Below are 16,238 nucleotides of genomic sequence, written 5' to 3'. Positions count from 1 at the left end.
ACCCAGCCCTTCCCCGCGGACGTCCACGTCTGGCCCCTGCGCGAACAGGAGCCCCAGGTCGTGGAGGTCGTCGCCCTGTGGCCCTCCGGCGGCCTCAGCCCCGGCGCCCACACCGTGCTGGAGGGCCTGCGACGTCGCCTCCGGAAACGGCGATAATCCGACGAAGACGTCGATTTATGCCGGATTTCCGTCCGTCGCTGACATGGGTATCTTCCAGGTGTCCTGTTTCTCTTGAAGGAGCTCCTGCGATGACCCCCACGGAACGGACGATTGCCCGCCTGCCCGCCCACCTGCGTCGTTACGTCGTGGCCCAGGACTACGCGGCCTATACGCCCCGCGACCAGGCGGTGTGGCGGCACATCCTGGGGCAGCTGCGCGGGCACCTGGGCGACAAGGCGCACCCCGTCTACCTGGAGGGCCTGGAGGCCACCGGTATTGGCGCGGAGGCCATCCCCAGCCTGGATGAGATGAACGAGAAGTTGTCGAAGCTGGGCTGGTCCTGCGTGGCGGTGCGCGGCTTCATCCCGCCGGCCGTGTTCACGGAGCTGCAGGCCCTGGGCGTGCTGGCCATCGCGGCGGACATCCGCACGCACGAGCACATCCAGTACACGCCCGCGCCGGACATCGTCCACGAGAGCGCGGGCCACGCGCCCATCATCGCGAACCGCCGCTACGCGGAGTACCTCAAGGCCGTGGGGAGGGTGGGGTTCAAGGCCATCGCCAGCGTGGAGGACCAGGCCGTCTTCGAGGCCATCCGCAACCTGTCCGTGGTGAAGGAGGACCCGACGGCGAGCGATGAGGAGATCGCCCACGCCCAGGCCCGCCTGGAGGCCGCCAACGCCAGCCACCGCTACATCAGCGAGAGCACCCGCGCGAGCCGCCTGTACTGGTGGACCGCGGAGTACGGGCTCATTGGCGACCTGGAGCGGCCGCGCATCTACGGCGCGGGCCTGCTGTCCAGCATCGGCGAGGCGAAGCACTGCCTGACGTCCCAGGTGAAGAAGCTGCCCCTGGGCGTCGCGTGCGCGGACACGGACTACGACATCACCCGCATGCAGCCGCAGCTGTTCGTGGCGCGTGACTTCGAGCACCTGTTCGAGGTGCTGGCCGAGTTCGAGGCCACGCTCTCGTGGAAGCGCGGCGGGGACCTGGGCCTCAACGAGGCCCTGCGCGCGCGCACCGTCAACCACCTGGTGCTCGCGGACGGTCGCGAGGTGACGGGCAAGGTGGTGAAGCTGCTGCCGGCGGTGAAGGACGTGGCTCCGGGCCTGTCCACCTCCCTGGCGCGGCTGGAGGGCCCCATCCTCACGTCGCGCAATGGCCACTCCGAGGACAAGCCGTTCAGCGGCGCGGCCCTGGTGGCCTTTGGCGAGGGCACCCTGCCGGAGCGCGGGAGCTTCCGGCTCGCGCTGGACAGCGGGCTGGTGCTGGAGGGCTTCGCGGTGGGCGGCGGCGAGGTGATTGCCCTGAGCGGAACGCTCGCGGGGCGCGCGCTGGCGTTGCCGTCGATGGCGCGCCTGTACCTGACGGAGCGGCTGCCGTCCGTGGCGGGCGGGCCGGCGGATCCGGCCGCGTGGGACCGGTGGTTCGGGGAGCTGGATGCCTTCACCGTGGGCGACGGCGAGGCGCAGGCCCGCGAGCGCAAGGCGCAGGCCCTGCACCCGTCCCTGGCCGAGCTCTACACGGAGGTGCGCCGCATCCGCGAGTCGGGACAGCTCGCGCCCGAGCGGCTGGAGCAGATCGCCCGCGCATCCAGCGACTTCCCGTCGGACTGGCTGCTGCGCGCCGAGGTCGCGGAGCTGCGCGGCGAGGTTCCTCCGCGCCTGAGCGTGGCTCACGCGTAGTCCTGCGACCGGGTGAAGGATGAGACTGGACGAGCAGGGCCGCGAGGTGTCCTTCGAGGAGCTCGCGGAGCGCTATCGCGGCCATGACCTGTGGGCCTGGTTCCTCGAGAACCGGACCCTCGTCGACACGGAGGTGCGCCCGCGCCTCATCGAGGGCGACCTCCACATCTCCGAGGACGTGGAGACCGGAGAGGGCCCGTGGGCGCTCATCGTTGACGGCGACCTCGTGACGACGGGGGACGTCATCCTCACGACGGGGGACTACGCCACCAGCACCCTCCTCGTGACGGGCCACCTCCGCGCCCGGAACCTCGAGTACGCGACGAGCGCGCGCGTGGCGGTGGACCGCGACCTCACCGCGTCCGGAGTCATCGTCGGCACCTGGGGGACGGACGGAGCGATGCTGGGAGTCGGTGGAACGCTGACGGCGCGAGCGGTGCTGCTGGACTCGCACACTCCCATCTGGGCCAACGCGGGCGGTCCGCGTTCCGTCCCCGAGGCCTTCCGCACCCTCATTGTCGGGGGCCGGGGCTGGCAGGAGTTCAAGCCAGACCTCGACACCAACGACATCGAGCGGCACGAACAGACCTTCGTGCCCGAGGTGCTCAAGCGGGGCGTGCTCGACCACGCCAAGGCACTGGCGCATGCGCAGCGCGGCGGCAGCCCCTTCCTTCCCGAAGTGGAGCGGGCGTTGCGGGAGAAGAAGGGGCTCTGACCCTGGACCCGGGCGACAGCCTCTTCGAGGGCTGCGCAGCTTCAACGCGCTGTAGCCGCGCCTCGCGGGCCACGGCCCCACCGCCTCACGTCACCTGAAGCAGGCCTCCTCGGACCGCGCCACGGAGGCGTGCGCCCGAGTGACGGCCGCGCGGCGCCCCAAGCCAGCACGTCGCCTCCCGCTTCTCGCCTTCACCCCCGCCATGGAGTTGCAACTGCCCGGAGGCAGGCAGATGCCTCGCATCCTTCCGCCGCACGGCCAAAACCGGCCATCTTTGCACAACTTGCTTTTCCTGAAAGTCACGGGAAAGCAACAAATTCAACAAGGGTTGGATTTGTCATGCAAAGACAAGGAGGCGTGCAGTGAAGCGAGACGTCCGCCGCTACGACGTGGTGTTGGTGGGGGGAGGAATCACAGGGCTGATGGTGAGCCACAAGCTGTCCCGGCTCGGGCTGCGGCTGTTGCTGCTGGAGAAGCAGCCGACGCTGGCCAGCGGTCCCTCGACGCGCAACGAGGGCTGGCTGCACCGGGGCAGCTACCATGCCGGCTCCATCCGTGACCGGGAGAACGCGGTCCAGGTGGCGCGGCGCTGCATCTACGGGCACGAGCAGATCCGCGCCTTCGCTCCGGAGGCGGTCGAGGACGCGGACCGCACCCCGCTGGTCCTGGTCCGCGACGCGGACCGGGTGCAGGAGCTCATGTCCCGGTGGGACGAGGCGGGCGTCTGGTACCGGCCCAGGACGCGGGCCGCCGCCGCCGCGAGCTTCCCGGCCGCCGACCTCTCCCGCGCCGCCGCCATCTTCGAGGTCGCGGACGTCAGCCTCAACACCCGGATGCTGTACCGGAAGCTCTACACCTCCGCGCAGCAGGGCGGCACCGAGGTCCTCACCGGCGCCCGCCTGGAGCGCATCAACGGCCTGGAGGCCAGCGTCGTCACCGCCGGCGGCGAGAAGCTCCACGTCGAGGCCGGACTGTTCGTCTACTCCGCCGGCTTCGGCGCCAGGGACCTCTTCCGCGACTTCTTCCAGCTGGAGCTGCCCATCCGCTACTGGAAGAGCCACCTGGTCGTCGTGCCCCGCCTGGGCCCCCACGGGCTGTTCTACGTGGACGCGCACGAGGCGGCGATGATGCACCACGGCGGGTACAGCATCGTCGGCATGAACGAGGACGCGCTCCTCTGCCCCGAGCCTGACTACAACGTCATCGAGGACAAGGCGGGGAACCTCCACCGCGCGCTGGAGCGGCTGGTGCCCGGCTGGAAGCGCGGGGCGACCTTCACCGACGTCGCGTGCACGAAGGTGGACTTCTCGCCCGACGCGGGCGCCGCGCGCTCGCTCAACATCGCCATCCACGAGCCCGTCCCCGGGCACATCTGCATCCTGCCGGGAAAGATGACCGAGACGCCCTTCCTGACGGACGTCCTGACGGCGCGGCTCTACGAGCGCCTGGAGGACGGCCTCATCGCGAAGCGCCCCTGTGACGTCCTGCACGCCAACCTCACCCTTCACCGTCGCGAGCCCTCCCATGCGGCCTGACCTGATCTCCGCCCTCGATGCTCCCCGTCTCGCGGCGGGCCTGCTGACCCTCGAAGAAGTCCTCGCGCTCGCAAGCCACGGCAACGTCATCTTCGATCCGTTCTCCGTGCTCATCTCCCGCCACGCCCGCATCGGCCAGGGCAATGTCTTTCATCCCTGCGTCAACGTCACCTGCGCGCAGACGGCGGAGCTGCGGATGGGGGACCGCAATGTCTTTCACACCGGCACCCTGCTGGCGGCGGAGACCGGCCCCCTCCTCATCGGAAACGGCAACCAGTTCGGCGAGGGCGGCTTCACCGCGAAGGCGAACAGCCCCGGCGCGCGCATCGTCATCGGCGATGGAGGGCGCTATCTCGGAGGTGCGTCTGTCTTTGGCCAGACGGAGCTTGGGTCGGGGACCCAGGTGCTGGGGGCCATCACCGTGGACGGGTGCAGCCTGGCCGGGGGCGCCGCGTTCAGCGACCCGGACCCGGACCGGCGCGCCGCCGTCCTCAAGGGCTCCGGCACGGCCCGCCGGCTCGTGCTCGGCGTGGGCCAGGTCATCATGGGCAGCGGCACCTTCCGCCTGGAAGACGCGAAGCCCCAGTCGTTCTTCCACCCGAAGGCGGCACCATGAGCGCCCCGGGTGACGTACCTGTCGGACTCGGGCTCGGCCTGCTGTCCATTGGCCGCACCTGGGGCTACCGCTCGGAGCCTCCACCTCCGGAGGCGGACGCGCGGCGCCTGCTCGAGTTCGCCGTCGAGGCAGGAGTCCGCTGCTTCGACACGGCTCCCGCCTATGGCACCAGTGAGGAGAGGTTCGGAGCCTTCCTCGCGACGCTGGGCTTCCGGCGCGAGGGGCTCTTCGTCGCCACCAAGTTCGGTGAGCACTGGGATGCGGAGGCCGGCTCCTCCTTCACCGACCATTCGTACGACGCGCTCCGCCGCAGCCTGGACCAGAGCCTCCGCTGGCTCGGGCGGATCGACCTCTTGCAGGTGCACAAGGCCACCGCGGCCACCGTGGGCGCACCCGACGTGGTCCGCGCGCTCGAATACGCCCGTTCGCTGGGCATCACCCGCCTGGGCGCGAGCATCAGCGACGTGGCGGCGGCGGAGGCGGCCTGCGCGGTGGGCCTCTATTCCTACCTGCAGTTCCCCTACAACACGCTCCACCGGACGCTGGAGCCCGTCTTCGCGCTGGCAGCGCGGCATGGTCTCCAGATCCTGATCAACCGGCCCTTCGCCATGGGGCAGTTGCTCCATGACACGCAAAGGGCGCGCGAGGTCGCCCTTCGGGAGTCGCTCGACCACGTCCTGGGCCAATCCTTTTCGGGCTACGTGCTGACGGGCACGAAGTCCGTGGACCACCTGCGCCAGACGCTCGCGGCCTTCCGCTCCCGGGGAGGCTGAAGATGTGGATTGCCTATGGCCTTGGCGCCGGGGTGATGCTCGGCCTCTACGATGTCTGGACGAAGAAGGCGATGACGGGCAACGCGGTCATCCCCGTCGTCATGTGGTCCTCGCTCTTCGGGGCGCTGGTCTGGGTTCCCACCCTGTTCAGCGGGGCGCTGCCCATCCACATCGACCCGTTCGGGCTGTCCTTCCGCGAGCACGCGCTCCTGCTGCCCAAGGGCGTCGCGATGACGGCCTCGTGGATCCTCGCCTACTACGCGGTGCGGGAGCTGCCCATCTCCATCGCCGGCGCCGTGCGGGCGTCGGGCCCTCTGTGGACGCTCGCGGGCGGGTTCGTGATGTTCCGGGAGCTGCTGACGCCGATGCAGTTCCTCGGCCTGATGATCACCGTCCTGTCCTACTACGTGCTCTCCGTCGTCGGCAGGAAGGAAGGCATCGTCGTCTTCCGCAACACCGCGGTGCTCCTCATGCTGTCGGCCACGGTGCTGTCCGCGGTGACGACCGTCTATGACAAGTACCTGGTCGTCCAGCTCCAGCTCCCGGTGCTGGAGATCCAGGCGCACTCCGCCTTCCAGCGGTGCGCCCTGTCCGCCCTCGTCTTCGTGCCGTACATGCTGCGCAGGGGCGGCCTGGGATCGGGCCTCACCTGGAGCTGGGCCGTGCCCCTGGTGGGTGTCTCCTGGGTGCTGGCGGAGCTCATCTACTTCCACGCCCTGATGGACCCCCAGGCGATGGTGTCCCTGCTGTCCGTCCTGCGCCGCACGAGCCTCATCGTCGCCTTCCTCCTGTCCGCCCTCCTCTTCCGCGAGGCGAACCTCTGGCAGAAGACGCTCATGATCCTCGTGCTCATCGCAGGGATGGCCATCCTCATCCTCGGCCGGTGAATGAAAAACGGGCCGCTTCCCTTCCGGGAAGCGGCCCGCTCTTTCAAGGTCCGCGGCGGTGGTCAGGCGGCCGATCAGTCCTTCGTGCAGACGACGTCGTCGACCTGGAGGTGGTCGCGGTCGGCCACGCTGCGGCTCGGATAGAGGAGCAGGCGCCAGTCGCGCACGTTGCCGGTGAAGCGGAAGAACACCGGCTGCCACGCGTCGCTGTCGACGGCGACGAAGTCGGTCTGCGCGCTCCAGCCGCCACTCGAATAGGTGCGATGGCGAATGCTGCCGTGACCTCGCACGCGATACGAGCAGGAGTAGTTTCCGCTCGGGACGTTGAACTTCTCGAGGGAGAAGCGCTCGGCCACCTGGATCGGGACCACGAACTGCAGCGCCCTCGAGCCGCCGTGCACCGCGGTCGTGTAGGGCACGAGGCGCGTGGGCTTGATCTCGGTGCCCGGGTCGGAGACGCCGTTGTCGATGCCGTACCAGTAGTCCGGAATGTAATGGTTCCCGTAGTAGGGGATGGAATAGGTGTTCCAGGTTTCAAACCCACCATTGCGAATGATGTTCGAGGGGTGAGCGGCGGAGACGCAGCGCCGGGTCGCCGGGTCGCAGGCAGGCAGCGCACCGCGACAGTCGTAGGTGGTGAAGCAGGCGCCTTCGGCCAGCTCGCACACGCCAGTCGTGGGGTTGCAGGTCGTCGCCGGGTTGCTGCAGGTGACACCAGCGCAGGGGTCGCCCGCGACGCAGAGATGCGTGGTGTAATTGCAGACCGGCGTCTCCGGGGTCCCCGCGCAATCCGCGTGACGGGTGCAGCGATCCGCGGCGACCACACAGGTATGGGTGGCATCACAGGACTGCCACTCGCTGCAATCCGTGGCGTCCTGGCAGCGACCGGAGAGCGGCTCGCAGGTCGCGGTGGCGTTCACGCAGCGCTCCCAGGCCTCGCAGCTGATCGCATCACACGGCTCGTCGGCCCGCACGCAGCGCACATCGTCGATGAGCAGATGCTCGCCGCTGGTGTTTCGGACGCTGAAGATGAGCTCGAAGGTGTCGAAGACGTCGGCGGCGAGGTTGAAGTTGTACGCCAGCTTCTTCCACTCCTTGCTGTCGACCGAGGTGTAGGCCGAGTAGGAGGAGTAGTCGTCGTCGAAGAAGGCGTTTCGCACGTCACCGGTGCCCCGCGCCTGGTAGGTGCAGGAGTAGCGGCCCGCGCGCATTGACTTCGCCAGGGTGCTGAAGCGCTGGTGCGTGGTCGAAGGATTGGTCAGCCGGGCCGCGTTCGCGCCTTCGAAGGCATTCGTCGTCTCCCGCCCCACCCCGCCGGTCGAGATGTTCGACGTGCTGCCGTACCACTTCGCCGGAAGGGCACCGGGCCATTCTTCGAAGCCCCAGTTGTCGATGACGTTCCCCGTGGGAGGCTCGCCTGCGTCCGGTGTCCCGGTGCCTGCGTCCGGCGTCTCAGTGCCTGCGTCCGGTGTCCCGGTGCCTGCATCCGGCGGCTCGACACCTGCGTCCGGCGGCTCGGTACCTGCGTCGGGCGGCTCATGGCCTGCGTCCGGCGTCTCGGTGCCTGCGTCCGGTGTCCCGGTACCTGCGTCCGGCGTCCCGGTACCTGAATCCGGCACCTCGACACCTGAATCCGGCAGGGCCTGGCCGGCATCAGGAGTCACCTCTGGATCCGAATCACCGCAGGCGACCACCAAGAGCAGCAGCGAAGCCAGACACACTCGAACCAACGTCACAGCGAGCCTCCATTTTCCATGAAAGTTCCAGTCGTACCACACTTCTCCCAAGCGGAGGGCAGCGCCGGAGCCACCCGATGCGAGGCCCGTGAGCGCCCGCCGCGCTGCGGCATGCGCCCGGGGTTCTCGGCTTCTCACGCCCTTGGAACGGGGCACGCAACAAATAACTCCATCCCCCGACAATGTAGGCAAGCCTCCCCCGCTGCTCTACTCGGCTTCCCCCTCCCGAGGTCCCTTCATGGTCCAGGTCACGCGTCCTTCCAGCCTCACGTCGCCCCTCCAGACGCGGGTCGCTCCGGAAGCCTCCACCCGGTCCAAGACCGCGCAGGGCTACAACGCCGTGGCGGCGCGCGACAGCTTCACCGCGGCCCTTCCGGCGGGTGGTGCTCAGCGGGGCAATGCGCCCTCGCAGGTCAACAGCCTGCGCCTGCCCATCCCCTGGCCTGGCAAGGGCGAGGCGGACAAGATCGGCTGGATCCAGAAGGCGTATCCGCCGGCCAAGGACTCCACGGCGGAGTTCCAGAAGCTCAACCAGGCCGTGCGCACGGGACAGAACGTGCTTCCTCCCGAGGCCAAGGACTGCGTGTTCCTGGCCGTGGGCGGGCTGCTGTCGGAAGCGGCGCCCAAGCAGCTGTACTTCGACAAGAACCTGGACGCGCTCGAGGCCCAGGGGCTGCAGGTGGGCCGGGTGCCCGTGGACACGGACATGGGCGTGGAGCACAACGCGGCCATCGTCCGTCAGGCGGTGCTCGAGGCCTCCAAGAACGGCAAGCAGGTGGTGCTCATCGGCCACAGCAAGGGCGGCCTGGACTCCGCGGCGGCCCTGGCGCTGTACCCGGAGCTCAAGGACCACGTGCGCGCCCTGGTCACGATCCAGTCGCCGTACGGCGGCTCGCCCATGGCGCAGGACCTGCTGGACAACCCGCTGGTGCGCTACGGGGTGGGCGGCGCCATCGAGGCCATTGGCGGCAGCATCCAGGCCGGTGAGGACCTGACGTACGACTCGCGCAAGAAGTTCCTGGCCGAGCACCCGATGCCCGCGGGCATCCCCGCCGTGTGCATGGCCTCCACCACCTCCAACCCCACCTCGCCGCTGTTCGTCGCCGAGGAGTACATGCAGCAGCGCTACGGCGTGAAGTCGGACGGCCTGGTGCTCCCGCAGGACGCGTTCATCCCCGGCTCCAAGTCCGTGACCCTGCACGGGCTGGATCACCTCGATTCGACCGGGACGACGCTGAACCCGTTCAAGCCCTACCACCCCGAGGACCTGACCCTCTCGCTGGTGGCGATGGCCTTGAACATGCCCAAGGGCAGCTGAGCGACGGGGCCCGGGAGGCGGTGCGCGGATAGATTCGGGTCCGTGAGCCACTTCCCGACCACCCTCCCCCCTGCCGAAGCCATTCCCCTGCGCGGAGGTCCGGTGCTGCGCTGGGGCGTGCTCGCTCCCGGACGGATCGCGGGCGGCTTCGTCTGGGCCCTGCATCAGCACACCGACCAGCGCGTCCACGCGGTCGCCTCTCGTGCTCCCGAGCGCGCCCAGCGCTTCGCCGCGACCTACGGCATCGCACGCGTCCACGAGTCCTACGAGCAGCTCGTCGCCGATCCCCAGGTCGACATCGTCTACGTGGCGTCTCCCCACAGCGAGCACAAGCGCCAGGCCCTGCTCGCCATCGCCGCCGGCAAGCACGTCCTCGTGGAGAAGCCTCTCGCGCTCGACGCTGGCGAGGCCCGGGACATCGCCAGGGCTGCTCGCGCCGCGGGCGTCTTCGCCATGGAAGCCCTGTGGTCGCGCTTCCTCCCGCAGACCGTGCTCATCGAACGGCTGCTGCGTGAAGGCGTGCTCGGAGACATCCGGCTCGTCACGGCGGACTTCGGGGGCCGCTTCGACTTCAACCCCGAAGGCCGCATCTTCAACCCCGCGCTCGGCGGCGGCGCGCTGCTCGACATCGGCATCTATCCCATCTGGCTCGCGCACTTCGTGTTCGGCCCGCCCGCGCATGTGCACGCCACGGGTTCCCTCGCCCCGACAGGCGTGGACGGACAGGCGGCGCTCATCCTCTCCTACGCCACGGGTGCCCAGGCGCTGCTGCACACCACCCTCTTCGCCGAGACGCCCCAGGAGGCCGTCATCGCGGGCACGCACGCGCGCCTCCAGCTCGACTCGCGCTTCTTCACCCCCGGCGGCTTCACGTTGAAGGCTGCGGGGTCGGACCAGCGGCTGCGTTGGACCGACCCGTCCGGGATCCACGGCAGTGAGGGCCTCGCGTACCAGGCCGCCGCGGTCGCACGGCACATCGCCGAGGGACTCACGGAGTCGCCGATGCATCCGCTCGAGCGCAGCATCGCGTTGCTCGAGACCATCGACTCGGCGCGCGGGCAGCTTGGCGCCTCCAGCCGCGCTTCGTGACGGGGCGCTGAGCGCGTCGCGGGTGGTGACTGCTGTCAGGGTGGGATGACTCCAGTCACCAGGGACGCGGGCCCGGTGAGCCCCGCCGCGCCTCGCGCTTCAAGGCCTGGCGGGGGTTCACCTCAAGGATATCCAGCACTTGGGTTCCAGAGGGCGCCGCCCGAAGGGTTGGCATGTCACGTGCTGTAGGTATTCGTCATTCAGCACCCTTCACTCCCCCGAGGAAATCCCATGGCCCTCTCGCCCGTGTCCAACCGCTCCGCTGCCTTCCGCGTCCCCTCTCAGGAGGTGGCGACCCGACCTGAAGGCATCTCCGGCCCCCGCTCGCAGGGGTGCGTCGGCCAGAAGTCCGGTTCGAACCTGGCGTCCCAGCTCCAGCAGGATGGCTTCAGCGCGGGCCCCCAGCAGGGTGCGCAGTTCAAGCAGTTCATGGAGGGCCTCAGCGAGGTGATGAAGGATCTGGAGCAGCTCGCCCAGATGCTCCAGACCAACGGGCTCGGTGAAGCTCCCTCCCTGGGCGGCGAGGACGGAGCCGAGGCCTCGTCGGGCGTGTCCGGCGCGGACGGTGCTTCCAGCGCGGGTGACTCGTACGAGGCCGGCTCCACCGAGACGGCCGGCTCCACCGAAGCGGCCGGCTCCACCGAGGCGGCCGGCTCCGCGGGTGAGGTTCCGCAGGGCCAGGTGGGTGACTGGATCAAGCAGGCCCAGAAGCTGCTCGCCGCCGCGGGCATCCCGGCCGACAAGATGAACGCCCAGGACATCGCGAAGATTGTCGAGCACGAGTCGAGCGGCAACCCCACCGCCATCAACCTCACGGACCAGAACGCCAAGGACGGTCACCCCTCCATCGGTCTGATGCAGACCATCCAGCCCACGTTCGATGCGTTCAAGCTCCCGGGCCACGACAACATCCGCAACCCGGTGGACAACATCGTCGCGGCCGTGCGCTACGCGGTGGACCGCTACGGCTCGGTGTCCAACACGCCGGGCATCAAGGGGCTCAACGGCGGCAGCGGCTACGTCGGCTACTAGGCCTCAAGGAAGCCGGCACGCGCGCAGCGAGCCTCCGGCGATGACCGCGCACGCGCCCGAAGCGCCTCCCGGACATTCGGCATCCGACCGACAGGGTTGGTGGCACTGTTTCCCACCTCCCAGGTCCACGCAGAAACCGCACCGGCCACACTCCAGGGAGGACGCGCAGTAGTTGCCCAGGGTCGCGGGCGGGGGCAGGCCGTCACAGGACTCGACGCACGGCCCGTCCGGAGCGCACTGGTAGCTGGCGGGACAGCCCCGGGCGCAGCCCTGGGAGCAGCGCCCGCCAAGGCAGCGCGCGAACGTGGGACAGGAGACGGAGTCCGAGCAGGACTCGGTGAGTCGGGGCCCGGGCTCGCACTGTTCATACAGTTCATGGCAACGCTGTCCGTCCGGGCAGTCGCGGTCGCTGGCGCAGGACCGCGTGCACTCGCTCCCGGAGCAACCCCCGTCAGCCTCCTCCCGGACCTGGATGTCGAGCGGACAGCCCGTGGCCGTCAGCAGCGCCAGCGTGAGGAGGAGCCACGAAAGGAAGAGGCGCATGGGGACCGGAGCGCACGGTACCCCAACGCCCGGTCCGCTTCTCCAGGGCGAAGCGGCGGCCAGCCGGTGCGCCCCTCCGACCTCGGAACGGGACGCACCGGCCGGCCACACCTCAAGGCGTCGAGGTGGGCACCGTGTAATAGACGAGCAACCGCGGCCAGCGGACGTCGGTGTTGTTGTACTCGCGCGAGTGGTACAGCGAGCGGGACCCTGCGGAGTCGAGCCGCAAGGAGATCATCCCGTCCGAGTACAGCGCCTGCTGCACGGGCGCCACCAGCTTCGGGCTCGCGTTGATGCCCGCCTGGGTCGTGTACGGCACGGCGCGGGTCGGGAACTGCCAGGAGCCCAGCTCACAGCTGGAGCTGGAGGGCCGGTTGTTCCAGGTGATGCCGGTCTCGCTCCAGGCGTCGTCGGAGACCAGCCGCGTGTAGACGTTGCCGTCCACACCCTCGGAGTTCTCGCTGCCAGGGGACGTGGTCACCAGGACGACCGAGGCCACCCGCGCGGTGGCGGGAATGGCGCCGAGGTTGAAGCGCAGGAAGGTCTCCGCGTCCGCCCGGTCGACGGTCAGGTTCATGGACGAGCCAGCGTTCGCGTTGGGATTGCTCTTCTGGACCTGCGCATCCGCCACCGGGGAGAGGGCCACCGCCTGAAGCTCCGACGTCACCCACGGATCCGTGGGCTCGAAGTAGTTGACGATGAGCTGGGGCCGCTCGCTGGCGATGGCGTACTCGCGCGAGCGGTACACCGTCTTGTAGCCCGGGGACCTCAGCCGCAAGGAGATGCGCTGATCCGAGTCCAGGGCCTGCTGCACCGGCGCCTTCAGCTTCGGGTCGAAGTTGAGGCCGACCTGAAGCGTGTCGACGTTGTTGTACCAGAGCCACCAGGAGCCCAGCGCGTCCCCGCTCACCGCGGGCCGGTTGGCCCACGTCATGCCCAGCTCGCTCCAGCTGTCGTCCGGCACCAGGTGCGCGTAGACGCTGCCGTCGCCGCCGTTGGCGTAGCCGTCGTAGGCCAGGGCCTTCAGCATGACCGAGGCGACGCGGGCCCCCGCCGGGATGCCGCTGAGGTCGAAGCGCAGGTACGCCTCTTCGTCCGGGCTGAGGACCAGGTCGGACGTGCCCAGGTTCGACTGGGGCTGGCGCGCCGAGACATACGTGTCCGCCTCGGCCTCCAGGACCACCTGCGTGGGCGTGGAGGCGTTGGACACGGGGCACGGGGGCGGCACGAAGTACGAGACGAGCAGCTGCGGCCAGCGGACCTCCGTGTTGGTGTACTCACGCGAGTGATACAGCGTCCGGTACCCGGGAGAGTCCAGCCGGAAGGAGATCCTCCCGTCCGAGCCCAGTGCCTCCTGCACGGGCGCCACCAGCTTCGGGCTCGAGTTGACGCCCGCCTGGGTCGTGTACTGGCCATTGCGGTTCCACAACAGCCAGGAGCCGAAGTCCTCACTGGAGGCGGAGGGCCGGTTGTTCCAGATGATGCCGGTCTCGCTCCAGGTATCGTCGGAGACCAGCCGCGTGTAGACGTTGCCGTCCGCCCCGTCGTAGGCGGAGCCGTCATACGACGTGGCCACCAGCGAGACGGCGACCACCTGCGCGTTGGACGGGACGCTGCCCAGGCCGAAGCGCAGAAAGGTCTCCGCCGCGGTCCGGTCGACAGTCAGGCCCATGGCCGTGCCGGAGTTGGTGTTGGGGCTGGCCGCCAGGACCTGCGCGTCCGCCATCGGGTAGAGGGCCACCACCTGGAGGTCCGACGTCACCTGCGGATCATCGGGCTCGAAGTAGTTGACGATGAGCTGGGGCCGCTCGCTGGCGACGGTGTGCTCGCGCGAGCGGTACACCGTCTTGTAGCCCGGGGACTTCAGCCGCAAGGAGATGCGCTGATCCGAGTCCAGGGCCTGTTGCACCGGCGCTGTCAGCTTCGGGTCGAAGTTGAGGCCGACCTGCAGGGGCGCGGGTCTGGCGGTGCCGTACCACAGCCACCAGGAGCCCAGGTCGCCGCCGGCCACCGCAGGCCGGTTGGCCCAGGTCATGCCCGTCTCGCTCCAGGTGTCGTCCGGCACCAGGTGTGCGTAGACGCTGCCGTCGCCGCCGTTGGCATAGCCGTCGTAGGCCAGGGCCTGGAGCATGACCGAGGCGATGTGGGCCCCCGCCGGGATGCCGCTGAGGTTGAAGCGCAGGTAGATCTCGCCGTAGCTCCGGTCCACGGTCAGGCTCGTCGACGTGCCGTAGTTCGTCCCCGACTGGGACGACCAGACATACGTGTCCGCCTCGGGCTCCAGGATGATCTGCTTTGGGGTCGGCGCGGTGTCGAGCGCGACGGCCCGGGTCCGCGTCGGGGAAGGCGGCGCGGCCGGCTCGGGGGGCGCTTCGCCAGCGTCACAGCCCGGGACGAGTCCCGCCACGAGGGGAACGAGGAGCAGGGAACGCAGGGACTGCTTCCAATGGGATGCTCGATGCATGCAATGGCACTCGGGGTCACGCGCGCCGGTTCGTTCCGACACGACGCGAGGCCCTTGAGCAACCCCGGGGCCAGGACCTTCGCGAAGGTGAAAACCCTGTCACCTCCGGAGCTTGCACGACCGCGGGAGCCGGACCGTGGCGGCCCTCACGCCAGAACGTGCCAGGACTGGCACGCGCGCTGACGCTCCCAGCGGACGCGCATGTCATGGGATTGCACCCCGCGCACGGCGGCCACTTTCTTCCGGCCCACCGTGCGTTGGGTGTTGCTACCGCGTTGTTTCGGTCAACCCCGGAGGGCAGATGAAGCTGACCGGCGAGGACCACACCTGGGCCAGGTTCGTGTCATCGGTGGCGGCGAAGTAGACGCGGCTGCCCACGCGGGTGAACCCATCCGGCGAGGAGCCACCGGGCCCTGGCCGGATGTCCGCCAGCTGGCCCGTTGTCGCCACGGTGCCCCGGGTGAACCAGGGCTCGGTGAACCCACCTTCGGGCGATCCGCTGAAGAGGACCACGCCCGCGCCCGTGGCGAAGACGGGGGAGATGTACTCGTCGCTCCGGCTGAGCTGACGGAAGAGGTCGCGCGTCCCCGCCGCCGTCCCGTTGGTCACCCACAACGTCACGTCCAGGGGCGAGGGGCCGGGGCTGCTGATGGCCACGGAGAAGTAGATCTGGCTTCCGGAGATGGCTGTGTTCTGCACGTAGGGGATGGCGAAGTCGTTGCTCGCGTAGGGATTGGGCAGGGTCGTGACCAGGGCCTTGCCACCGCCGCTCAACGCCAGCCGATCGATGCGCAGCCGCCTCGTGGTCAGGTCCGCGGACGACAGGTAGACGGAGGAACCCACCGACCCGAGCAGCCTGACGGGCTTGCCGAACGCGTCCAGCCGGACGGTCCCCGCGGCCGTGCCAGTCGTCCTCCACACCTCGTGGTTCGGACCGTCTTGCAAGATGAACAGGCCCAGGTCTCCCGCGCGGCCCACCTGCGTGATGGGGACGGAGTCCGCGTCCAGCCGTTCGACGGAGGTGGTGCCGGCCAGCGTGCCATCGGTGCGCCACAGCGTGGTGCCCGTGGGCTGGGAGAAGAAGAAGAGCAGCGCGTTGCCGACCTTCAACGTATCGAAGCCAAGCCCGGGGTTCTCTCCGAAGTTCCTCACCCGCAGGGTGCCCGTGGTCGTCCCGTCCGAGCGCCACAACTCCACCCGCGAGGCCTCCGTCGGCGTCGCCGGCACCTGGCGGAAGAAGACCAGCCGGCCGTTGACCTCGGTCAGGTTGCGCAGCGAGGAGCTGGAGGCCCCAGGCGTGATGTCCCGGACGAGCCGGGTGCCGCTGGTCGTCCCGTCGCTGACCCAGAGCTCCGTTCCGGTGGCCGGATCATAGAGCTGGAAGAAGAGCCTGTTGCCCACCGCGACCAGGTCCGTCAGGCGCGGGAACCCGACGGCGGCCGCAGGGAACGCCCTCACCTGGACAGTGCCCGCGTCCGTGCCGTCGCTCTTCCACAGGGTCGTGGTGCCGTCGAGCGGGTCGGTGACGAAGTAGAGCGTCCCCTGGACGTCGGTGAACCCCAGCACCCGACTCCGCGGGTCGGAGCCTGGGGGCGTGACAACCTTCAACCGCGACGCCACCCCGGCGGGACACGCCTGCTGGATCACCCCGTATGAGGGCTCCTCCACCGTGGCAGCCTCCCCGCC

Annotated in this window: 12 protein-coding genes; 9 read left to right on the top strand and 3 right to left on the bottom strand. The window is 69.4% G+C overall.

The genetic code is table 11. From position 1 onward, the window contains the following. Positions 1-248 precede the first annotated feature (248 nt). From D7V93_RS18630 to D7V93_RS18605, 6 genes are all read left to right on the top strand, one after another. The gene (locus D7V93_RS18630; protein WP_120644695.1) at positions 249-1,844 is read left to right on the top strand and encodes an aromatic amino acid hydroxylase; all 1,596 of its coding nucleotides are present in this window, start codon (positions 249-251) and stop codon (positions 1,842-1,844) included. Between the two features lie 19 nt (positions 1,845-1,863). Continuing rightward, positions 1,864-2,559: a hypothetical protein gene (locus D7V93_RS18625; RefSeq protein WP_120644694.1), complete on the top strand. Its 696-nt coding sequence runs from the start codon at positions 1,864-1,866 to the stop codon at positions 2,557-2,559. Positions 2,560-2,921: 362 nt separating this feature from the next. Next, the gene (locus D7V93_RS18620; protein WP_120644693.1) at positions 2,922-4,094 is read left to right on the top strand and encodes an FAD-dependent oxidoreductase; all 1,173 of its coding nucleotides are present in this window, start codon (positions 2,922-2,924) and stop codon (positions 4,092-4,094) included. Continuing rightward, positions 4,084-4,710 (top strand): LbetaH domain-containing protein, encoded by a 627-nt coding sequence (locus D7V93_RS18615; RefSeq protein ID WP_120644692.1) that lies wholly within the window; start codon positions 4,084-4,086, stop codon positions 4,708-4,710. The genes D7V93_RS18620 and D7V93_RS18615 overlap by 11 nt, the downstream gene beginning before the upstream one ends. After that, positions 4,707-5,483, top strand: coding sequence for an aldo/keto reductase (locus D7V93_RS18610; protein WP_120644691.1), 777 nt, complete (start codon positions 4,707-4,709; stop codon positions 5,481-5,483). The genes D7V93_RS18615 and D7V93_RS18610 overlap by 4 nt, the downstream gene beginning before the upstream one ends. A gap of 2 nt (positions 5,484-5,485) precedes the next feature. Then, complete coding sequence (locus D7V93_RS18605) at positions 5,486-6,370, top strand: DMT family transporter (RefSeq protein ID WP_120644690.1); 885 nt, start codon at positions 5,486-5,488, stop codon at positions 6,368-6,370. A 74-nt stretch (positions 6,371-6,444) separates the two neighbouring features. Here D7V93_RS18605 and D7V93_RS18600 read toward each other — a convergent pair whose 3' ends face one another. Continuing rightward, the gene (locus D7V93_RS18600) at positions 6,445-8,106 is read right to left on the bottom strand and encodes an invertase recombinase-like protein (RefSeq protein WP_120644689.1); all 1,662 of its coding nucleotides are present in this window, start codon (positions 8,104-8,106) and stop codon (positions 6,445-6,447) included. Positions 8,107-8,344: 238 nt separating this feature from the next. Between D7V93_RS18600 and D7V93_RS18595 the strand changes: the two genes are divergently transcribed. From D7V93_RS18595 to D7V93_RS18585, 3 genes are all read left to right on the top strand, one after another. Further along, a complete protein-coding gene (locus D7V93_RS18595) occupies positions 8,345-9,424 on the top strand; it encodes a lipase family alpha/beta hydrolase (protein ID WP_120644688.1) in 1,080 nt (359 codons plus the stop codon). A gap of 42 nt (positions 9,425-9,466) precedes the next feature. After that, on the top strand, positions 9,467-10,513 hold the full coding sequence (locus tag D7V93_RS18590) for a Gfo/Idh/MocA family protein (protein WP_167509476.1): 1,047 nt from the start codon (positions 9,467-9,469) through the stop codon (positions 10,511-10,513). Between the two features lie 231 nt (positions 10,514-10,744). Further along, positions 10,745-11,545 (top strand): transglycosylase SLT domain-containing protein, encoded by an 801-nt coding sequence (locus D7V93_RS18585; protein ID WP_120644687.1) that lies wholly within the window; start codon positions 10,745-10,747, stop codon positions 11,543-11,545. Positions 11,546-12,200: 655 nt separating this feature from the next. Here D7V93_RS18585 and D7V93_RS18575 read toward each other — a convergent pair. Together D7V93_RS18575 and D7V93_RS18570 are read right to left on the bottom strand one after the other, a co-directional pair. Then, positions 12,201-14,552 (bottom strand): CBM96 family carbohydrate-binding protein, encoded by a 2,352-nt coding sequence (locus D7V93_RS18575; RefSeq protein ID WP_120644685.1) that lies wholly within the window; start codon positions 14,550-14,552, stop codon positions 12,201-12,203. Positions 14,553-14,819: 267 nt separating this feature from the next. Further along, positions 14,820-16,238 (bottom strand): ELWxxDGT repeat protein (locus tag D7V93_RS18570; RefSeq protein WP_120644684.1); only part of this gene is annotated, 1,419 nt, incomplete at its 5' end.

Source organism: Corallococcus llansteffanensis, assembly GCF_003612055.1.
Classification (GTDB): domain Bacteria; phylum Myxococcota; class Myxococcia; order Myxococcales; family Myxococcaceae; genus Corallococcus; species Corallococcus llansteffanensis.
This window is presented reverse-complemented; position numbering and strand designations above follow the sequence as displayed.